The sequence below is a fragment of the Glaciecola sp. G7-5 genome, from assembly GCF_055808975.1.
The window spans coordinates 669,996-690,827 of sequence record NZ_CM147892.1; the positions used below are offsets into that span (position 1 = coordinate 669,996).

Here is a 20,832-nt window from a genome sequence, read left to right on the forward strand (position 1 = left end):
AGGTATTTAAGAACAATTGCGTATAAATATTTACCTATAAAAACCAATAAGTTAACCTTAATTTTAATACTAACGCTAGAAAAAGTGTCAAGATCCTTTACACTTAAGTATATGGATTTTTAGAAAAGTCATATCTAGTAATTATGCTACTGTTTTCACGCATAATTTTTTACTGGCTCACTTCTTGCTAAGGCTTAGGTAGCTGTGAACAGTAGTAGTAAATACCAGAATTCAAATTCAGCATTGTTGGTTATTTACAGAGTTTAACGTTCGCCCCTAGGCGACGCTGAAAAATGGACGTACAACTAAATGGATCGTATTAAATCCGGTGTCATTAAAGACAATAGCAACACATTTGGGTCTGTATATCGCCTTATAGACATTTGTGTTATTCATCTGTGCATATATTTAGCTACGGTTGTGTATCAGCAGCCTTACACACGTGAATACTTTATGCTCGCGCTGCTCGGCGCACTTGGTTTCGCCCTAATAGCTGAGTCGTTCTCTTTATATAGAAGCTGGCGTGTTGGCGGCTTTGCTGAAATGACGTTTTACACATTTGTTAGCTGGTCACTCTCCGGTGCTTTGGTTGTAATTGGCCTGTTTTTCACCAAAATGTCTGAAGACTATTCCCGCGTAGTACTAGCTATTTGGTTTGTAACTGGCTTTACTGGATTAATAGTTTGGCGGGCAATATTTAAAAAATTCTTACATGCCATGCGTATACGAGGCCACAATACGCGAAGTATTGCTTTGTTTGGTCTTTCTGAGAAAGGAATACGCTTAGCAAAAGAAGCGCAAAGCAGACCAGAAATAGGTTTCAAACTTGATGCGGTTTACGACGACAGATCAATAGAACGCCTAGAACCAGATTACCATGACCTATATGCAGGCAATATTCAAGCCGGGATCGAAGCAGCAAAAGCGAACAAATTTGACGTAATTTATATAGCACTACCGATCAAAGCTCAGCACCGCGTACAAGGGATGCTAGAAGCATTTGGTGACACAACTGCAACTGTACATGTAGTGCCTGATTTATTTATGTATTGCCTGATGCATGGCCAAATGGCACATTTAGGTGATGTACAAACCATAAGCGTGTATGACAACCCCATGTCGGGTGGTGTAGCCGTTATAAAGCGAATAGAAGACGTAGTACTAGCTATTATTGCCTTATTGATTCTTTGTATTCCTCTGTTAGTTATCGCAATTGCGATAAAACTTACATCTAAAGGTCCAGTATTATTCAAGCAAGATAGATACGGTTTAAATGGCCGCAAAATAAAAGTCTGGAAGTTTAGAAGCATGAAGGTGATGGAAAACAGTGATGTGATTACGCAAGCAAGTAAAGATGACCCACGTATCACCACCTTGGGTTCGTTTTTACGTCAAAGTTCGTTAGACGAGCTTCCTCAATTTATAAATGTTCTGAAGGGTGATATGTCGATTGTTGGTCCACGACCACATGCAGTAGCTCATAACGAAGAATACCGCAAGCTTGTAAGTTTTTATATGCTTAGGCATAAAGTAAAGCCTGGTATTACAGGCTGGGCACAAGTTAATGGATGGCGCGGTGAAACCGATACAACGGAAAAAATGCAGAAACGCATCGAATTCGATTTGGAATACATTAGGAATTGGTCATTGTGGTTAGATTTTAAGATTCTTATCTTTACAGTTTTACGTAGCTTTACCGATAAAAACGCTTACTAACTTAAGTAAATCAACAGCTGTTTTTTGTGCCTTGCAACAAAAACCTTGGTTAATATACGACACAAACTGAAAATAATCAGGTTAGAATAATATCAACTTATGAAGTGTAGCCGTTTATGAAGTCTTTGGCTTTGGTAAGATAGGATGACAACGAGATATATGAAATAATAAATTGTGTATGTTTGCATCACATAAAATTGTAAAATTACGGACAGCCCGTTGTTGAAATTTTCAACGCATAGTTAGTCAAAACGAATTAAGGTAGTTGGAATAGTCGTGTTAGAAATCAAAGTAATAAATGCTCTGCCCAATATAAAATTGTTAATAGGCCTAATTATCAGTTCTTGCATATTTGCCGGTGCTGGTGTTTCTGCTCAAGAACAAACTGGCTTATTAATGAATGGCGAGATGAAAGTTCAAAACGATAGTAATGTGCTGAGAACTGACAGTTCAGAGTCAGACTCTTTATTAAGTGTATTGCCTAATTTAAAATATGTTACTAATGTAGGAAAACACGCATTAACTTTTAATTATAAAGGTGAATATAGCGCATACAAAAACAACACTAGCCTAAACTATGATAATCACAATATTTTATTTTTTGCTAACTTTGATCATTCATTGAAATTAACCTCGGAATTTGCGCTATCATTCAAAAATGAAATTGAAGAGCCCGGCACTAACAACTCACTTACAGGGTCGATTGATGAATTTAATGAAACAGATAAAAAACTCGCAACAGGCAAGATTTTTTATGGTTCTAAACAAAGCATTGGCCAATGGGTTTTAGCAGCAGAGCACTTGGAAAACCGATACACGAATAACGCACAAAGTTACCGTGATCTTAATAGAGATAAACTAACGGCCACCTTCTTTTATCGTATAGCCCCGAAAACACGTTTACTTTTGCAAACAAGTATTGCTAGTTATGATTACGTCACACAAAGTGTGTTTCCTGAGCAATCGAGCAAAGAAGCATTCTATTTAGCTGGTATTGAATGGGAAGCTACCACAAAAACAAGTGGCGAAGTTAAATTAGGGTATCAAAATAAAGACTTTGAGGAAAACTTATATAACGATGTTAAGGGTTTGTCTTATATGCTTGATATGACTTGGAAGCCGAACACCTATACAAAAATAGACCTTTCTGCGAGTCGAGTTACACGCGAGTCATCGCAGTTACAAACTAGTGCATTTATCACTAATTCTTATTCGATAAAAGCAGAGCATAAAGTCACTAGCAGGACAAAAATTAAAGCCGGATACACATACGATTACGACGATATTGTGAGTAGCAATGACCGAACCGATAACCGCCACAATGTGGTGCTAAGTGTCGAGCATAGCGTTTTAAACTGGCTCGATGTTAGTCTTAATTACAAACACTTAGAACGAACGTCTGATTTCTCACTATATGAGTTCAAAGCTAAAATTATTGACCTCACTTTTACTACTAAATTTAAGTAACACCAGATAATGCCAAAGCAGAAAGTAAGGATTTTCATGAAACTACTAACCGTTTTTATCACTATATGCATAGCTACTCTTATTGCTTTGCCCAGTAATGTAATTGCAAATGAATTGAATAACTACCGAATCTCAGCCGACGATGAAATATCCATTACTGTATTTAACGAAGTCGATTTAAGCGTAAAAGAAGTTCGTGTAAGTGGCGATGGTGCAATTTCAATGCCTTTGCTTGGCCAGGTAAAAATTGATGGTCTTACGATTGCTCAAGTAGAACAAAAAATATCCGCTATGTTATTGGAAGGTTATTTAAAAAAACCAAATGTCACAGTGACAATAACTGAATATCGCCCCTTCTACATAAATGGTGAAGTTAAGAAGCCTGGTAGCTACCCTTTCAGGAAAGACTTAACAGTTGAGAAGGCCGTGGTGCTTGCAGGAGGTTTTACAGAACGAGCGTCGCGCAACAAGATTTCGCTAGTAAGCGAAGATAACAAAAGCGTTGTGAAAGCAGTGTCTTTAAATGACAAAATTAAACCTGGTGATGTAATCACTATCAGCGAAAGCTTTTTTTAAGGTATAAACAATATGAACAAAGTAATTGCTGACAAATATCCAGGCGTTGAGTTTTCTTCGGGCAATACTCGAAATGAGACTGACACAGAAATTATTGACTTAGGTCAATATTGGCGCACCATAAAAAGAGCAAAGTGGAGTATAATCGCAGTAACTATTTTCTGCCTCATTATAGGGGGGTTCATTGCATATTCAGCAACACCAATATACCGGGCATCAGCCAAAATATTGGCCGATCCACAACAACCCAATGCGAATCGAGAGGAGCAATACATAGCGTCTGCTTTGGTGTTTTTATATTATGAAACACAGTATGAAATAATTAATTCGCGTAATATTGCGGAGACAGTAGTCGATAAACTGGACTTGGTCGCAACCTATAAACAAGAACAAAAACTAAAAGAATCTGAAGAAGTATCGGCGATTGCTAATGTATTCAATGGCATAAAAACTGAAATTTTAGCGCTGGTTAATAAAACAGAAAATACTAAAGAATTACCTATTAGTGACAATGCTATAAAAATAATGCTTGCGTCTAATATTCAAGCCGGACTTGAGGTTTCAGGAGGTAAGCAGAGTCAAATTATTAACATTAGTTATTCGTCCCCAAACCCTAAGATGGCGGCTGATGTTATTAATGCAGTGTCTGACGCCTATATTCAATTTGGTTTAGAGACTCGTCTAGGTGAGGTTAAAAGTACCGAGGCATGGCTAAGTGAACAATTTGCGACGCTCAAGCAACAATTACAAGATGCCGAAACCAAATTAAGTAACTATCGTTCTCTAGAGGGTTTAGTTGATACCGACCAGCAACAGCGCATTGCAAATACCCAATTGCAATCACTTAATAGCGAATTAATAAGTGCAAAAACAAAATTAAGCTCTGCACAAGAACAATATCTTGCGCTAAGAGATATCACACCCGGTTCAAGAGAGCTTTATTCGTTAGGCCCTGTATTACAAAATAGTTCGGCCAGAGATATGGTTAGAGAAGAGGCTACGTTATCACGTAGGGTAAATGAGCTTTTTGAACGCTATGGCGAAAAGCACCCTAAAATGATTGCAGCGCGCTCTGAACTAGACAGTGCGCAAAAAAATCTAGCAGCTGAAGTAGGTAAAATTGTAGACAATATAGAAAAAGACTATCGTTTAGCACAAATGCAAGTAACCAACATTAATAATCTGATAGAAAATACTAAAAAAGATATACAGTCAATGCAAACTGAGAACTTTTCATTAGTGAGTTTAGAACGTGACGTAGAAAATAGTAGACGGATATACGAAAACTTTCAAAATAGTTTAATGGAAACAAGTGGAAGGGGGCAATTTACTGCGTCTAATGTGCATATAATAGATCGTGCTACTGTTCCAAAGGCGCCTTTTAAACCAAATATTAACTTGATTTTAGCACTTTCTGGTATTTTTGGTGTGTTTTTGGGAACAGCACTAGCCTTTGTAAAAGAAGCATTGAATAACACTTTTAAAACCCCAGACACTATTGAAGAGAAACTAACTATATCCGCTTTAGGTATTACACCGGCGGTGAGTATGAAAAAAGGTGCCGTTAAACCTGAGAAGCAATACTTGGCTGACACACGTTCACCATTCGCTGAAAGTATTAATACGATTCGTACAGGCCTGCTTTTTTCAAATATTGACAACCCACCCAAAAGTATTTTGGTAACTTCTTCTACAGGCAGCGAGGGCAAATCCACTATGGCTATGAACTTGGCAGGTGCTTATAGCAATATAGGGAAAACACTACTGCTGGAGGTTGATCTGCGTAAACCCAGTATGGCGAGAAATTTAGAGATAACGAGTAAGGGCGGCTTATCCGATATTTTAAGTGGTAACATTGAACTAGAATCTGCAGATTTCTATACTGATAATAATGAGCAACTTACGGTCATTACCTGCGGCACTTTGGTCCACAATCCTATGGAACTATTGTCATCTATAAAGTTTGAACAGTTACTGGTAAGCCTTAAAGAGCGATTTGAATATATTATATTAGACGGCCCACCGACGCTGCCCGTGAGCGACTCGTGCATTTTAGCTAACAAAGTAGACGGCGTGGTGTTTGCGGTGAAAGCTGAAGTAACACGTATCAAGGTAGCTAAAGAAGCGGTTTCTCGCTTACAAAAACTAAATGCTAATATTGTTGGCGCAGTGTTAACAGTAGCAGAACCAAATAAAATGAGTTACTACGGGGACCATCACTACTCGGGAGAGTACTACGGAGCCGAGCCTGCGCCTAAATTAACCTAAGTATAATTTTATTTCGTATGTTCAAATTTTTTGTAGATGTGCGAGGGTTTTAATGACTTAATCATGGCTAGCTTAACGGTATAGAACCAGCAAACTTTAAATGAATGGGATACAGGCCTGTTTAGTAACGAAGTCTAGTACGGAACGTAGGCTTCTTCGAATAAATAAGCAAAGGAAATGCCGAATATGCCAATTCAAAATAATAAGGAGTTATTCTTTGAAGGCTAGTCCAATATACTACTATACTGATGAGCTTTTTAATCTCGGGCTTTTTAATCCCATAGAATATTATAGACCGTGGTTTTTATTCATAAATTGGAAAATTAATCTTAGAATACGGTGATTCACATAGACCGAAGAATGTTAATCATGTTTGGTTCTTTTTTATTACTAATATAAACCTTTAGCTTAAATTCACAGATTCTTGTATTTTATAATGCACATCTAAAACATATTCAATAGACGAGGTAAATACTGCAAATTGTCAAATCTAATCAATTATTTATTGATGTAAGCAAGCGGTGATGAAATTGATATTTAGAAAGTGTTTCAAAAAAAGCTTATTCTAGCACGACTTGTTCCGATATGTTTTTGTACGTTACTTACTTTTTGGGCAATGTGTTGGGCGTGGGCGTCTATGTTGACGTTACGCCCGCAAGTAGTTATTTCTCAACTACACCAGACATTAAGCGCAAATGATAGTCAACTAGTTTATCAAATGATGAGATCGACTCAAAATCTCGCTATCAATAAATTCATTAGACCCTAGTACACATTTACTTTTGGCGACTTATTACGAATATATGTATAAAAATGTACCGCCACTTCTAGATTCTGAATATGAAAAATTAGCTTTAGAAAGCTACCTGAACACCTTAAATCGACAGCCTAGTTGGGACTTCGCTTGGGCCAAAATGGCTACATTTATTAGTAGTCAAGAGATAAATAACAATAAAGCGCTTGAATGCGCACTGATCAATGCAATGCTATTGGGACCTTACGAGAAAAAAACGCAAAACCTATTGATACCATTATTATTTAAACATTGGGCTTTGATTGGTAAAAGTAAAGAAGGAACAATTAATGCCAAAAAGGTCATCGCGCATGCGCTGACAGACCCTGACCATGCTTTATTAACATTTGAATCAGCTAAAAAATATAATAGGCTCTTAGCTTTAGAACCGTTACTTAGTCGACAAAATCATAAAATTAGATTTAAACGATACTTGCGAGAATCAGGGGATGAATAAAATTCAACAAGATAGTGGGCAAGGCACGAAGTCAACAACTGATAGAATATTCACTATCCTCCTTTTCATGCTATCTATATTACCTTTGCTACACGGTGGCGAAATATTATGGCAATTTTTAATTTTTAGCGCTATTATTTTTGCGTTATTTTCGTCCTACTTTTTTGTCGAATCGAGAAATAATTTAACGAAAATTAACGATATTAAAAAGCCACTTTATATTCTTGTGGGTTGGCTATCTTTTCAAATTATCCAGATAGTACCTTTGCCACTACTACCTATTTCTACAAATAACCTATTGGATTTAGTATACGAGCTTGAGGTAAATGATAATGGACTCATTAGTATTGCTCCTTACGTAACGTTAATCGAAATAACCAAACACTTTAGCTATATAGCTACATTCTTACTCACTTTTTTACTACTTTCTAATAAGAATAGAATTATCTTACTTGCAAAAGTACTTTTTTTTACATCCGCTGTTATATCAATATACTCGTTATTAAATTATTTTACAAATGGCCAACTTGAAATCAATAAACCAATTCCACCCTGGACACCCTCTTGGGAACGAACTGTTAGAGGGACATTTAGTTATCAAAACCATTATGCATCTTTTTTAACGATCACTATACCCCTGGGTTTAGGCTTACTTTACGCTAGTTTAAGAACCAAAAAGCGTGCGGTAAGACTAAGGGATATTTTCGATTTAACATTATCCATGAGCGGTCTATATCTAATATGTACAGCTTTTATGTTTTGGGCGCTATTAGCCACTGCTTCTAGAGGGGCGGTTACGATATTTTTGATTAGTATAATAATTACAATATTCAGTGTTGTATTTAGTCAAACTAGTTCAACCAAACATAAATTCAAAAAGGTTTCGTTACTTTTATTTATTATTTTTTTATTAAGCTTAATATTAGTATTTAGTGGAATCGCTAGTAATTTAACCCACAGACTAGCAAGTCAGGGATATGAGCCGAGTGGTAGGGACTTAATGCGCGTTACAGCCTACAAAATTATAAAAGAAAGACCTATAGTAGGAACAGGCGCTGGCACCTATCCAATTCTGCAGCATAAATTTAAACCGCCCGATCTCCTGTTAACAGAAATGTCAAAACGGGCCCATAATGAATATTTAGAATTATTAGCGAATCAAGGTACACTTGGGTTTAGTTTATTAGGTCTTGCAATATTACTTTTATACTTCAAATTATTTATTGGTCTAAAAAGCAATATAAAAAAACCTAGTAATTTATATGGCTTACAAATTGCCTCTTTCTGCGGTACCACCACGATTTTATTGCATTCATCCGTAGACTTTAATTTTCATCTACCGGTAAATACAATCTATTTTTATATGTTACTAGCGATAGGAGTTAAACTGCTGAGTCTAAATAAGAAATCGTAAAAAGATAATAGCGATAAAACTACTTAGTATTCGTCCATAAAGACCAATATCGAGTGCTTTATCAACGAAAAAGATCTAAATTAGGCAATTGAAGTGACTTGAGAAACAATAACAGAAAATATTTTAATCTTTGCGCTCAAATCTATATGAGAACCATTGCTTGCCAAAATGCCATATAAATCGAGGATTAGTATAGAGATATCGCCGCCACAAACGTTTAGGTTCAGAACATAAGCGAAAAAGCCACTCCAAGCCGAGCCCTTGAACCCAGCGCGGGGCATGTTTCTTTTCGCCAGCTATGAAGTCAAACGCTGCCCCTACTCCTAACATTACACAGTTGAGATGATCTTTGTGTGCGGCCATCCAAACCTCTTGCTTTGGGCAACCTATGCCGACAAAAAGTATGTTGACATTAGCGTCATTAATATCATTTATAACCTTTGCATCTTCGTAATTGGTTAGTGTTCTAAATGGAGGGGAAAAAGCATACGTAATATTTATATCACCGTACCTTGCGGCTAATCGGCCCTTAACACGTTCAATTAGTTCACTAGAGCTACCACCGTAAAAACCTACGTTTAACGATTTAGCGCCAGCTAGCTTACATAATCCATTCATTATATCTTGTCCACGTACTTGTGTAGCTTCAGCATTACCGAGTAGTCTTTGGGCCCAAGACAATGGTTTACCATCGGGTATGACGAGGTCAGAGCTATTTACAATGTTTTCGAAATCGTCCGAATCGAACACTTCCATGCACATGTGTACATTGGCAACACAGATATAAGCTCCTCTGTTTTTATGTGCTAAGCACTCCACATACGCCTCTGCTTTGTTGATATTAGTTACATCAACAATCATTGAAACTATTTTTGAGGCATTTCTACTATTATTAATCAACTTAACTCAGCTTCCGCAATTGCTTCTTGGTATATACTCATTAGCATTCTATAATTCATTTCAGAGGTATACCTAGCCAAATATTCTTTCCTAGCATTTATTCCCATTTCAATAATTTTTTGTGGGTTATCAATCATCCACTTGACCTTGTTTGCAAGGTCAGTCGAATCTCCAGCCTCAAAATGTAGACCTGTTACTCTATTTTCCACTAGAGTTTTTAAACTTCCAAGCTTTGACACAATAACAGGTGTTCCGCATGAAAAAGCTTCAATTATAACCATTCCAAAAGTTTCATAGCATGTTGATGGCATTACAACAAAATCGGCCTTTGCAATTAATTCTAAGACTTGAACCTTATCTTTTAGCCCCAAATAATCAATGGAAGTACCAGAATTTCGCTCAACCATACTTTTCAAAGGTCCATCACCTACAACTTTTAACGTTAAGTCACAATGTTGCCAAGCGTTGAACAGAACGTCTAGTCCTTTCTCTTTACTCAAACGACCAACATAAATAGCATAACTAGCTTTTACCTCTGTTACTTCTTTTTTAGTAACATAGTCCTCAACAAAATTAGGTTTTACATTTATCTTGTTGGCTGGCCATCCAGCCTCTATATATTTTTTCTTAGAAAATTCAGTTAAAGCAATAAATCTGTCGACTTTCGTTCGCCACGTTCCTATTTTTTTATGTAGCTCAATCATACCAACGAGAAAAAAGCTACCAATAAAAGAACCACGATAAACACGTTTAGCTACACCCCACCATGCAGTACCTTTTATGCAAGTTTCATTAATTTCCCCATCATTCATCAACAACGCAGTGGGACAAACAGCACGGTAATTATGTAAGGTATGAACGACAGGAACTTTCGCACTTTTACAAGCATAAAAAATACTTGGTGTAAGAAGCGGGAAATAGTTATGCACGTGCACCACATCGGGTTTTTTTTCTGTTAACACTGCAAGCATCTTTTTATACTGCCAATATGAAAAAGGCGTATTAATCAATGCTAACACTTTCGAAAAAAAGAGTCGATTTGTTGATTCTCAATGCAATGTGTTAATACTTCATTGCCATGTTCAATCAGCAAATCAGTTTCAATTTGAACCACAACATCTTCACCACCGGCTATTTGGTAATAGTTATGTATTAATAATATTTTCATTTCTATTTGTATTCGCCATAAACACTTTGTACGGCTGACTCCCAACTCATTGCGCTCGCTTTGGCTAGTGCACCTTTGGAAAGTGAACTTCTCAGAACTTCGTTATTGGCAAACTTTAAAATATTAGAGCTCAAGCTGGTAATGACTTTTTCTTCTGTTAGGCCTTTTACCGCAGTTTTCAAGCCGCAACTCTTATCAACCATAACACTGGGGCCACCTAAGTTTAAACATAAAACGGGTAGACCATATGCCATACTTTCCAAAATAACATTTCCACTAGAATCGTGGAGGCTCGGAAATAATAAAGCATCATGTCCAGTATATATTTCTTCAAGTCTCTCTTGATCAACCCAAGCTATCCAGTTAATTGCATTCGGAAAGGCTGTAGTTAAACTTCTCCATTCATGCTCTTCTGGGCCTTCGCCAACCATTGTTAGACGAAGATTCTTATTTTGATTGTATGCCAATTCGAAAGCTTTTAGACCAATATGCATACCCTTCAAATAAGTGAACCGACCAACGTACAGCATCTTTATGAGCCCGCCATCAACATCTGCTTTAGGTTTTTTTCTAATATTTTTGGGTGTATTTATTCCTATCTCAATACTAACTTTCGTCTTATTATGAAAGATCTTCGGTATGACATATTTTGATTCTGGTGTTTTAGCAAAAATTTTTGTAGCACTACCAAAAGTGTAAAGCATTGTCGGGTCAATTTTGACAAATAAATTTAGAATATCTCTAACTAAATCGAGCACTTTACCCTTGAATGGATAATTTTTTCTCAGTTCAATAGGACAGCTTTCACCGCCACCTAAGGGGCCGATAAAAAATGGTATTTTTAATCTCCCCATAAAACTAGGTTGACGAACAACACCAAATGTAATGTGATGGACTATCTCAAAATTAAGGGCTTGATGCGCCCGCTTTGCTTTTAAATACGCTCCAATTTGCCACAAAAGATTGTAAGTCCTCACACCCCGACCTCCTTTTTTCCACCATGAAAGCCACTTGGGAACGTCGTAATATATAAAATCTATATTCTCAGGCTTTTTATGGTTTTCCCAATACTCAGTTATTGTTGTTTCGTTATTTTGCCGAGTGAGAATGTATACGTTATAGCCTAATTTTTCTATCTCTATACCCCAATTCCAACCAACACCCGGCTCAGAACCTCTATTTGGCTCACAAGCGTATGCTGATAACAAGACATTTTTGTTATTGCTATTCATTCTGCTTATTACTCTATCTATTAAATTCCGGTAAAACGCATTCTATTAAAAATGACTTATATTCAGCGCTGGTATCACTATCAAAAGCTTTGTAGATAATATAAAGATTTATCAATTGTATAGTATCGTCACGCCTTATATGGTTTAGCTTTAAATAACATGCGATCGGCGATTTTTCATTATTAATTGCATCCATTAACTGGTTGACAAGCTGATAGTCTTTGAACAAATGCGCTTGAATAAAGGTAAAGTGGCAAATGTCAAAAAAAGGTAAACCATTTACTTGCGCATCTTCCCAGTCAAACACCTTAACATTATCACATGCAACATTCTTTATATTCCATGGGGTAAAATCACCATGACTGAAAACTAAACCAATACTTCTGTTACTGGTAATCGAGTTGATAGTAAGACTAATTTGGGTTTGTTGCCATGTGGTAAAATTATGTTTTAAGTCATCGAAAAGTTGCAATAATTCCTTTCCTAGTTTTATAAACGTAGACTTTCCACCAGATTTTGGCAGCGACAACAGAAATTTTAAATGCGCGTCACTCAAGCCCCTTGTACTAAGCTTACCATGCAATACTGTTTGCTGAGTAAGACCAATTTCATCATTTTTCGATATTAATTTAGGAACATTTTGTACGCCAAGTTTGGCTAGCTTCGTTAATACATCCGCCTCATGTATTATGCTTTTCTTTGACTTTTGACCAATAGCTAATTTAGCAACAGCTAAAACTTTTTGACTTTCAACTCCTACCAACGTAATTACAGCTTTTTGCTTTGGCCCTGGCGTTCCAATATAAATAACTGGAACAACTATTATTTTTGCTTCTTGTTTTGAATCGTTTTTATCTAACAATCTTACAGACGAACTTTTAACGTAGATTTTTGTAATACCAAGAATGTTACCTAACATATTAAAGCGGTACAGGAGTTTTAATATTAACCATTTGAATTTTGAAGCAAGTCCATAGGGAGACCAATCGGACAATACCTCTCGGCCATATTTTGCATCTGCTGGTATTATCCACCGCGGAGCATCATTCCCCGGAATAACTAAAAATTCGTTATGCTTGAAAGATAGGCAGTACTTACCGAGATCGGACATAAAGTACAATCTTTGCAAGATATCTTCAGTCAGTTTCATTTGATATGCAGTCGTTTCAATTGTCTATTTGTCATGAATTTTAGAATCTGTTTAGTTCCGTCTGTTACTGTTTCATCTATTCCAACTGACGTATCTAAAACAATGCTATTGCTATTGTTGCTAGCAAACTCTAAATAACACAGTCTTTGCCTTTGAGTCTCTTCAAATGGCACTTCTTTTTTACGTGCTTGAATAACGTCAGCAGGGGCGTCTAGAACAATAAATAAATCTGGTTTTGGAATGAACCAACTTGTAATTTTGGCTAAAAACATCGGTGCACCATAACGATAACGCTTGGGGTCAATAATCAAATCATGATAATACCGGTCAAAAATAATTAGATGAGATCTTATTTTTAAAGGTAATATTTCACAGATATAACCAATAAAATAGTCACTTACAAAATATACTAATTTGGCGATAGAACTAAAAGCGTTCCGTGGTTTTTTTTCATGTGGGTTAGTAACAACTACTGTATCCCCTTTTCTGCCCAAAATAGTAGGTCGTAGGTGATAACGTTTTACGTTCCTAAAAGCAGGTTTTAATCTTTCTTCAAGGCGCCCTCCTATAGCTGTTTTTCCTGCGCCGTCAGGGCCTAAAAACACAAGAATAACTCCCGTAGGTTTTATAACTCTAGATACTTTACGCCTCAATTCCTGCCAGTGGTTTTTGAAATTCATTTTAGTATTTATAGCTAATTGATTTTTAAAATAACTCAGATTAGATTGCAAAAAACTTAGTTCCTCATTATTCATTGCTTGTGTGATTTTATCGACGTCGTTTGGTTGCCAATGCTCTAACAATTTCGCTTTGCATCCGATTGATGCTTTTTTATATTGCTCTACTAAATGCTCAAACTGTTGGGAATTCAATCCGCCTTTATCAATTTTTTTATAAAATAATAAAGAAACTCAACTTCAGGGGCAGAAACATAAAACGCTTTTTCGTCGTTGCTATTTGTTCTAGCAAGTCTTCGATTTTGCAATATTTCGTCGGCCGTTATTAGTGCCTTTCCTTCACGGTAGTAATCGCTACAAATGTCTGGTTTGATATAATCTACAGTACCATCAGCATTCGAAAATGATAATACAAAATAAAAAGCTGTACATTCGTGCTGCAACATTTGCACTATCTCACAATTATATTCAGTAGAGAACTGTTTCAATGTATGGCAAATGTTTATTATATCTAGCCGACTCACTACTATATCAACATCTCCAGGCACGATATCGGGTAAGGTTCTACTATCACCCACCACTGAATAAGGAATTTCATTCAAATTAAAAAAATTAAAAAGCAAATTAAGACATTCAGTTTTTGATTTATACATTTTACTCACTGATCCATATTGATTGTGCGACTGCTCACTATTAACTAGCCCTTTCAATTGCTACTGTTAAATAAGGGTTATCAATAAAAAAATTACGACAGTAGACTAAATCTAGTTACTGCCCGATATGTCAATTAATTGCAACGACTCATAAAATACGATGATCTTGTCGCAATTAGATTTCTAGAATTTTGTTTACAAATCCTTAAAATACTTGGTCATTTTAAGATAAGCCTTATAAAAAACGCCTGCAAACAACCTAATGGTTAGTAAGGTGAGTTTTTGTGTTGAATTATAGCCAACGCTTCGTGATACCAAAAAACCTTGATGTAATCGCTGATACAGAGATTGTTGCGCACTTATTCCGTCTAAACGATAATTTACTAGTGTTTTTTCCACGTAAAAAAAAGTATTTTTGTCTCGTAAAAAAGCCTCTAGAACAAATTGATAATCAGCAAGTGCTTTCAACTGAAGAGAGTATTGATGTATTTCATATTCTTCTTTTGCAATAAACATCGAAGGGTGATTATATGTCATTCCATAATACTTAAATTTAAAATTGGACGAATTGAATTTTCTTATTTGTTTAACTCCGTTCATACCTATATCAAAACGATCTGCATGAAATATAGTTTTGTTTGGATTTTGCCTAAATGCTTCAACCATTACTTCAACAGCATTTAGTTCATACCAATCGTCACTGTTTATCATACCAATAAGCTTGCCAGTTGCTGCTTTTATTCCCTTATTCATGGCGTCATATAACCCGTTATCAGGTTCACTAACTAAATAACTAATGTGATTTTTATAATTAGCTATGATTTCAAGCGTAGCATCTTTTGAACCACCATCAATTATAATGTATTCGATGTTCTTATACGTTTGACCAATAACACTTTTTATCGTTTGTTCTAAATATTTTTCACCGTTATATACGACCGTGATTATGCTTACCAGTGGAAGTGCTGAATTATTTATTCCCAAAATTGTGGCTCTCTTGTTGACCTGTAAATAGCTCTTCGTTTCTGATTTCTCTATTTGAGCTGGAGATTACCGTCCCAACGGCCATCCACAAGAGGATGTACTCTGAAGAAAAAACGGAGTAATAACTAACTGCCCATAAAATAAGATAAGCTAATATGTAGTAACCACACATTCTTGTTATTACATTCCTTGACTTTACTATACCCAAAAACGACGCTGGTAAAAGAATAAGAAGGTGAAGCACAACCATTATCCAACCACCTTTCAAAATCATTTGTAAATAACCAATCTCATTTACTTGTCGATGATACCAATCAACACTTTCTAACCCTCTCAATTGCAAGTATTCAAAGTAAGGACTGAAATATGTACCAAGGGCGCCCCGCCCTATAACTAAATCCATATTTGAAAAATCGAGAAATAACTCTTCATACAAAAAGGTCCGAGTATCAAGCGTTAGCTCATCATCTTGAAAAATTGAGTGTGCTACATACTCAAAACCATAGATTAAATAAAATACTGAGAATAGCAATACCATCGATAATAAAGTTTTCAAAACAATTTGGTTTGTTCCAGGCTTTCTAAAATATTCAAAAGTATAAAAGGTTAGAAACAAGAATAGAAAAATCAAATTAGCTCTTTGCGCTGCACCAGAAGTCACTAATAAATAGGAAAAAATTGCTACAAAGAGAATTATCCGGTTCTTCTTTTTTTGAAATGAGTAAGTCATTAATAAAAAGGGAAAAAAACTAACCATTCTATATAACCTAATGCAATATTTTGATTCGAATCTTGTAAATAATAATAATAAAAGTAGGCCAAAACTCCCATTACAGACCCAGCTAGGAGTAATTTTGGTATAAAATTAAAAAGGATTTCCCAATTTTTCATTTTAAACCCAAAAACAATTGCAAAAGGTGTTAACCATGCCCACCCCATTAAATAATGACCAAAGAGAGAGACTAAAGCTTTCAGGTCAAAAGAAATACCGCGTACGAATACTATAATGGCCCAGACAAGCAAGCACCCGATCATAAATCGAAAATATTTCGAAATATCACCCTTGATTTTAAAGTAAGTTATTACTAACAAAATTCCCGCACAATTCATCATAACCACCATAACTAAACGCACTATGTTGCTTGGAGAATAGGCAATGAAAAGCGAGCTGTTGATCAGAGAAAATAAAATAACTACTTTCAATGAGTTTAATAAATTAAGACCGCCTTTAGTCATAAGTTGCAAATACCATTCATGACAAATAAAGTCCTTTGGTCCATTTTTTCTTACTCCCACCTAAAAAAATATTCATTTTACTGTACCTGACAATATTTGCGTACAACACATCTGTTCGATCTTGTATTCCAAGGTCCGTTTTAGTTTTTATTGAGGCTATGTCGTATAGGAGTTTCTCCTTAGAATAACCTTGGACTTCAAGGTCGCATGTTTTTAACGATTTTACGTAACTAGTTATTAGTTTTTTTCTATAGTCTGTAGAAAATGTTTCCTTCCATATATTTAAGGAGCTTGAGTCAATTTTATGATATTTTTTTACTCCTGTTGGATCACCAAAGGTACCTTTAGTATCTTGAGACGCAAAGTCATTCAAGAGATTAGTTTTATAATCTAAGTTCAGATACTTGAACAAAAATTTTAGACATTTTTCTGGATTATCAACTAAATCCTCATAGCGCAATGCGAATGACTTGTCTTTGAGTTGCGAGTAGCCTTGACTCAATAAATTGAATCCCTTGTGTAAATCCAAATCATAGTTAAAGGTGTTTTTGAACCTATTCTTGCCCCATGTGCGAACGATTGAACTATAAATATGTAGTGGATTACGAAATAAAAAAATGAATTTTGCATCCGGGAATACTTTTTCAATTTCAGAGATAATTAAATAGTAGCGCGGCGTTTTATCCAAAAAGTAGTCCTCACCATCTTTACAACAAGAAGCATATACATTTGATAAAAAACTATTTAGCAGTTTATTGTAACCTTCATTACCAGCGGGCAGATTATTAATAAATTCATTTATAGCCAGAGCGGATACCTTACTTGAATAGTCAGATATTTGCCCTTCTTTTTTAGTAGAATATAATATCGGGAGCAATATCCAAGGTTCAGCTAGGCTAGTAATTTTTGAGTGACTCATTAATATTCTCTGCAAAAGAGTCGAGCCAGAGCGAGGCAGTGAAAATATGAAAACAGGTGATTTCAAATCAATCTCCGAGTAATAAGTTGTTACTTAGGTTCACAACATTAAAATGTTTTAAAAATGTTAGCTTTATATATGAAATAAACTTTTAGCAAGAAACCGCAAAGCATATATAAAGGTAAAGATAAAACTATAAATTCAAGTTTTTCAGTAAAATAAGTTACCAAAGAAATATAAAGAAAATAGAAAATAGAAGCTATTATCAAACTATTGTTGGCTTGATTCACATAACCAAAAGCGGCTAACAATGGGTAACCCAACAGCGCGCCTATAACACCGAAAAATGACCCCCCAAAGATTATTATGAACAGAGTTGACAACATTTCATTCCTCACTCCAAACACAATTTCCAATATAAACTCGTTGAAAATAAATATAATGAGTAACATTAAAATAGTACCAATAGAAGTTATTGTTAAAACCTTTTTAAAAAAAATAAGGTTTTTAGTTCGACTCATATATGGGAATATAACTTGAGATATAATTCCCCCCAAACTCATGAATGCATAAAAGAGTTTTTCAACCATCGAATAATAACCAACCTCAACATTACCAAAATTGATCCCGATTACGGTGGTAGCATAGTGGCGACTGCCGTTATTTGCCAAACGTGATAAGAAAAAATGGTAGCTGCTGATTAATTGAGCCAAAATAAACCTTGAATGAACCTTTGTTAGCTTAATGTTGAATAATTTAAAAACAATATAATAGGAATAAAGACCAGCGCAAATGGCGCCCATGGAATTGAGGAGAGGGACATATATATAATCAGACTCCTTGTTCACCATTATAAATATCGGAATTGTAAACGCTATTTTACTAACTAAGTTTATGTAGGTGATAAATTTCATTTTTTCCATCCCCTGGAACAGCCAAGATGGAAAAATAGCATTGCCGATAACAAGACCAAAAGTTATGCAATATAATTCGTAGTTTCTTCCTATGAAGTCAAATAATATAGAGGCTAAAAACAACATTAAAAACGAAACAATAACCAAGACAATTTTTACTAGCATCACCGCGGTAAAAACTTCAGAAACTTTACTAATATTACTTTTATTCATTGATATTTCGCGGGTAGCAGACAATTCAAACCCAAAACTAACCAATATGTTGAAGCACATAATGATAGCTAAAACAAAAGATAACAATCCAAACGTCTCGACGCCTAAGACCCTAACTAAATAAGGCAATGTGATTAAGGGCAAAATCATGTTTAATCCTTGTAAGACAGACAAAGACAAGAAGTTCGATATTAAGTTTTTTGTGTCACTCGGGACCATGCTCATTATGCAACCTATTTGATACTACAGAATCAACCAATTAACGAATTACTTAAGACACATAGGGTAGATCTTTGGTTTATCGACAAATTTAACCCTGCTTTGTTTAAAGTCAACAAGTGTTTGTTACAGAACGAACGTAGTATTTTATATGGTATCTGTAATGTAAGTCTTTCTTGATTAATTAAAATTTGAAACCAAATACATAAATCGTTTTACGCTAAGTAAATCTAGCGACCTTACTGCTTTAAGTTAGACCATGAGAATAATTAGATCGAAAGGTTTCAACTAGTCTCACTGCACTCCTAAGCAACTTCTCAAAATAGAAAATCATGAACTTCTTTAATTCCATAAGGCCTTGGTTCAGAAGTTCAGTTGATATTGAGGGCTTCATGACATCAATATCAATATTGGTAATGATTCATTATATATTTTAAATGTTTATATTATTTATCGGGTTCTGTAGCTAAGTTTTGTTTTGAGAAATAACCACTGTAACGCTAATGGCCGCGCAATACTGCACGAAAAAACAAACTGCCCGACTAACTGATTTAATCTATACCCAATTGACTTTTTATACCCCACGGGTTGTGCAAAGTGTGATTTTAATAACAACGATATGGTATTAAATATCAATGGAGAAGGCCGTATTTCATTTAATACGTTGCTATCAATTTCACTACCTAAAATATCTTTGCAATTTTTTAACAATACAAATAGTGGAATGCTCGCTCCCCATTCTCGTGCAGTTAAAATAGTTTTTTCAATATCTATCTTCTCATGTTTAATTAATTTGTAACTATCAACCAAATTATACTTCGCAAAATTCATATCCTTGTATGCATGTAGAGCTTGATGAATCAATGCGTGGTCTGGTGATAAAACTCTGACTAGTTCATTGTCAAAGCTGGGGTGCATTAAGCTATCTTTCCACAACTGCTCTTCGCTAATATTAAATAACAGCGGATGAACAAGCGAAGAATGTAAATCTAGTGCCGCGCCTACCTTGCTTTTAGGTTGAAACGAGAGCTCATAAAGGTTTCCAAACACATTGTGGTGTAATTTATCCGTATATACCATTACATTGCTTATAACAGTTACAGCTTGGTTCCAATTTTTCTTTTCGATTAGTAAATCTATATCATTTGAAGTTCTCGGCGCAGAACTACTATATACCAGCTCTGCGAAAGCCGCTCCTTTCAAAAGAATCACTGGGATTTTTTTCTCTGATAGGGTTTTGATTATTGTGAGTAATTGCGCTTTCGCTGCTATTTCTGTCACCATAGCTTGTTGAGTTGAACGCGTCAGTAAATTTTTACTGTCCTTTGATAATTCATTGAGCACATTTAACAATATCGCTTTTTCATTTAAAAGTGGCAGAATTCGCTTATGTACGTTTGCATATGAGGGCAACTGATTTAGGTTTTCTATTGCATTAGCGCGTTCTTCATCGCGACAAGTTATGCTTACAGTTCCACTAGCCAATTTTAACAATTCAAAATAAGATTTTTTATGTTCTTTTGTAAAATCAAAAGATAATGTTTTTTCGAGTTTTATCGACATAATATATAGTTTATGGAGTTAAAACTGAACGCACATATATTGCAATTTTTTATTATCCATAGTCCCATTTGTCAGTGACAGCAGTCCAGTTGTCCCCAACTTTACCTGAACATCTTAATAGTGTCACCGGATTTATAATAAACGACCGTAATTAACAAACATACTTGATTTATATAAGAGTGGTAGTTTTTATTTTTATGTTTGAACGCTACTGCATATCCGAACAACAATCGAACACAAAATAATGTTTTACGTTTTCATACTGTTTTGAAAGATTATTTTTTGATTTGCAAATTCCCTTGGTTCAAAATTA

19 protein-coding genes are annotated in these 20,832 nt (G+C 35.4%); 6 read left to right on the forward strand and 13 right to left on the reverse strand.

The window, feature by feature from the left end; genetic code table 11:
* Positions 1 to 309 precede the first annotated feature (309 nt).
* The 6 genes from AC0L6H_RS03005 to AC0L6H_RS03030 all read left to right on the forward strand — a co-directional run bounded on the left by AC0L6H_RS03005 (position 310) and on the right by AC0L6H_RS03030 (position 8,691).
* Positions 310 to 1,716, forward strand: a complete 1,407-nt coding sequence (locus tag AC0L6H_RS03005) for an undecaprenyl-phosphate glucose phosphotransferase (RefSeq protein ID WP_473392499.1) — start codon at positions 310 to 312, stop codon at positions 1,714 to 1,716.
* Positions 1,717 to 1,992: 276 nt separating this feature from the next.
* Positions 1,993 to 3,183 (forward strand): outer membrane beta-barrel protein, encoded by a 1,191-nt coding sequence (locus AC0L6H_RS03010; protein ID WP_473392500.1) that lies wholly within the window; start codon positions 1,993 to 1,995, stop codon positions 3,181 to 3,183.
* Positions 3,184 to 3,219: 36 nt separating this feature from the next.
* The gene (locus tag AC0L6H_RS03015) at positions 3,220 to 3,759 is read left to right on the forward strand and encodes a polysaccharide biosynthesis/export family protein (RefSeq protein ID WP_473392502.1); all 540 of its coding nucleotides are present in this window, start codon (positions 3,220 to 3,222) and stop codon (positions 3,757 to 3,759) included.
* A gap of 12 nt (positions 3,760 to 3,771) precedes the next feature.
* The gene (locus AC0L6H_RS03020) at positions 3,772 to 6,027 is read left to right on the forward strand and encodes a GumC family protein (protein ID WP_473392503.1); all 2,256 of its coding nucleotides are present in this window, start codon (positions 3,772 to 3,774) and stop codon (positions 6,025 to 6,027) included.
* A gap of 803 nt (positions 6,028 to 6,830) precedes the next feature.
* Entirely contained in the window at positions 6,831 to 7,277 is a 447-nt protein-coding gene (locus AC0L6H_RS03025) for a hypothetical protein (RefSeq protein ID WP_473392505.1), read from the forward strand.
* Complete coding sequence (locus tag AC0L6H_RS03030) at positions 7,270 to 8,691, forward strand: O-antigen ligase family protein (protein ID WP_473392506.1); 1,422 nt, start codon at positions 7,270 to 7,272, stop codon at positions 8,689 to 8,691. The genes AC0L6H_RS03025 and AC0L6H_RS03030 overlap by 8 nt, the downstream gene beginning before the upstream one ends.
* 123 nt (positions 8,692 to 8,814) lie before the next feature.
* Here AC0L6H_RS03030 and AC0L6H_RS03035 read toward each other — a convergent pair whose 3' ends face one another.
* The 13 genes from AC0L6H_RS03035 to AC0L6H_RS03095 all read right to left on the reverse strand — a co-directional run bounded on the left by AC0L6H_RS03035 (position 8,815) and on the right by AC0L6H_RS03095 (position 20,519).
* Positions 8,815 to 9,552, reverse strand: coding sequence for a WecB/TagA/CpsF family glycosyltransferase (locus AC0L6H_RS03035; RefSeq protein ID WP_473392508.1), 738 nt, complete (start codon positions 9,550 to 9,552; stop codon positions 8,815 to 8,817).
* Positions 9,553 to 9,587: 35 nt separating this feature from the next.
* Positions 9,588 to 10,601, reverse strand: a complete 1,014-nt coding sequence (locus AC0L6H_RS03040; RefSeq protein ID WP_473392509.1) for a glycosyltransferase family 4 protein — start codon at positions 10,599 to 10,601, stop codon at positions 9,588 to 9,590.
* A 2-nt stretch (positions 10,602 to 10,603) separates the two neighbouring features.
* On the reverse strand, positions 10,604 to 10,759 hold the full coding sequence (locus AC0L6H_RS03045; protein ID WP_473392510.1) for a hypothetical protein: 156 nt from the start codon (positions 10,757 to 10,759) through the stop codon (positions 10,604 to 10,606).
* A 2-nt stretch (positions 10,760 to 10,761) separates the two neighbouring features.
* Positions 10,762 to 11,991, reverse strand: a complete 1,230-nt coding sequence (locus AC0L6H_RS03050; protein ID WP_473392511.1) for a glycosyltransferase family 4 protein — start codon at positions 11,989 to 11,991, stop codon at positions 10,762 to 10,764.
* Positions 11,992 to 12,004: 13 nt separating this feature from the next.
* Positions 12,005 to 13,141 carry an aminoglycoside phosphotransferase family protein gene (locus AC0L6H_RS03055; RefSeq protein ID WP_473392512.1) on the reverse strand — a complete coding sequence of 379 codons (1,137 nt, stop codon included), beginning with the start codon at positions 13,139 to 13,141 and terminating at the stop codon, positions 12,005 to 12,007.
* On the reverse strand, positions 13,138 to 14,013 hold the full coding sequence (locus AC0L6H_RS03060; RefSeq protein WP_473392513.1) for a nucleoside/nucleotide kinase family protein: 876 nt from the start codon (positions 14,011 to 14,013) through the stop codon (positions 13,138 to 13,140). The genes AC0L6H_RS03055 and AC0L6H_RS03060 overlap by 4 nt, the downstream gene beginning before the upstream one ends.
* On the reverse strand, positions 14,010 to 14,471 hold the full coding sequence (locus AC0L6H_RS03065; protein ID WP_473392514.1) for a hypothetical protein: 462 nt from the start codon (positions 14,469 to 14,471) through the stop codon (positions 14,010 to 14,012). Before AC0L6H_RS03065 ends, AC0L6H_RS03060 begins: the two co-directional genes overlap by 4 nt.
* Before the next feature lie 195 nt (positions 14,472 to 14,666).
* Entirely contained in the window at positions 14,667 to 15,455 is a 789-nt protein-coding gene (locus AC0L6H_RS03070; protein ID WP_473392515.1) for a glycosyltransferase family 2 protein, read from the reverse strand.
* Positions 15,442 to 16,212 (reverse strand): hypothetical protein, encoded by a 771-nt coding sequence (locus AC0L6H_RS03075; protein WP_473392516.1) that lies wholly within the window; start codon positions 16,210 to 16,212, stop codon positions 15,442 to 15,444. The genes AC0L6H_RS03070 and AC0L6H_RS03075 overlap by 14 nt, the downstream gene beginning before the upstream one ends.
* Positions 16,185 to 16,691: a hypothetical protein gene (locus tag AC0L6H_RS03080; RefSeq protein WP_473392517.1), complete on the reverse strand. Its 507-nt coding sequence runs from the start codon at positions 16,689 to 16,691 to the stop codon at positions 16,185 to 16,187. Before AC0L6H_RS03080 ends, AC0L6H_RS03075 begins: the two co-directional genes overlap by 28 nt.
* Positions 16,692 to 16,707: 16 nt before the next feature.
* Positions 16,708 to 17,676 (reverse strand): sulfotransferase family protein, encoded by a 969-nt coding sequence (locus AC0L6H_RS03085; protein WP_473392518.1) that lies wholly within the window; start codon positions 17,674 to 17,676, stop codon positions 16,708 to 16,710.
* A gap of 41 nt (positions 17,677 to 17,717) precedes the next feature.
* A complete protein-coding gene (locus AC0L6H_RS03090; protein ID WP_473392519.1) occupies positions 17,718 to 18,962 on the reverse strand; it encodes an oligosaccharide flippase family protein in 1,245 nt (414 codons plus the stop codon).
* A gap of 444 nt (positions 18,963 to 19,406) precedes the next feature.
* Positions 19,407 to 20,519: a nucleotidyltransferase family protein gene (locus AC0L6H_RS03095; RefSeq protein WP_473392520.1), complete on the reverse strand. Its 1,113-nt coding sequence runs from the start codon at positions 20,517 to 20,519 to the stop codon at positions 19,407 to 19,409.
* Positions 20,520 to 20,832: the final 313 nt, after the last annotated feature.

Excerpts from the sequence above, each read along its gene's own strand:
- AC0L6H_RS03080 (WP_473392517.1), bottom strand. The coding sequence starts at position 16,691 with ATGACTAAAGGCGGTCTTAATTTATTAAACTCATTGAAAGTAGTTATT.
- AC0L6H_RS03020 (WP_473392503.1), top strand. The coding sequence starts at position 3,772 with ATGAACAAAGTAATTGCTGACAAATATCCAGGCGTTGAGTTTTCTTCG.
- AC0L6H_RS03015 (WP_473392502.1), top strand. The coding sequence starts at position 3,220 with ATGAAACTACTAACCGTTTTTATCACTATATGCATAGCTACTCTTATT.
- AC0L6H_RS03090 (WP_473392519.1), bottom strand. The coding sequence starts at position 18,962 with ATGAGCATGGTCCCGAGTGACACAAAAAACTTAATATCGAACTTCTTG.
- AC0L6H_RS03045 (WP_473392510.1), bottom strand. The coding sequence starts at position 10,759 with ATGAAAATATTATTAATACATAACTATTACCAAATAGCCGGTGGTGAA.
- AC0L6H_RS03065 (WP_473392514.1), bottom strand. The coding sequence starts at position 14,471 with ATGTATAAATCAAAAACTGAATGTCTTAATTTGCTTTTTAATTTTTTT.
- AC0L6H_RS03075 (WP_473392516.1), bottom strand. The coding sequence starts at position 16,212 with ATGGTTAGTTTTTTTCCCTTTTTATTAATGACTTACTCATTTCAAAAA.
- AC0L6H_RS03005 (WP_473392499.1), top strand. The coding sequence starts at position 310 with ATGGATCGTATTAAATCCGGTGTCATTAAAGACAATAGCAACACATTT.
- AC0L6H_RS03055 (WP_473392512.1), bottom strand. The coding sequence starts at position 13,141 with ATGAAACTGACTGAAGATATCTTGCAAAGATTGTACTTTATGTCCGAT.
- AC0L6H_RS03050 (WP_473392511.1), bottom strand. The coding sequence starts at position 11,991 with ATGAATAGCAATAACAAAAATGTCTTGTTATCAGCATACGCTTGTGAG.
- AC0L6H_RS03035 (WP_473392508.1), bottom strand. The coding sequence starts at position 9,552 with ATGATTGTTGATGTAACTAATATCAACAAAGCAGAGGCGTATGTGGAG.
- AC0L6H_RS03095 (WP_473392520.1), bottom strand. The coding sequence starts at position 20,519 with ATGTCGATAAAACTCGAAAAAACATTATCTTTTGATTTTACAAAAGAA.
- AC0L6H_RS03025 (WP_473392505.1), top strand. The coding sequence starts at position 6,831 with ATGTATAAAAATGTACCGCCACTTCTAGATTCTGAATATGAAAAATTA.
- AC0L6H_RS03030 (WP_473392506.1), top strand. The coding sequence starts at position 7,270 with ATGAATAAAATTCAACAAGATAGTGGGCAAGGCACGAAGTCAACAACT.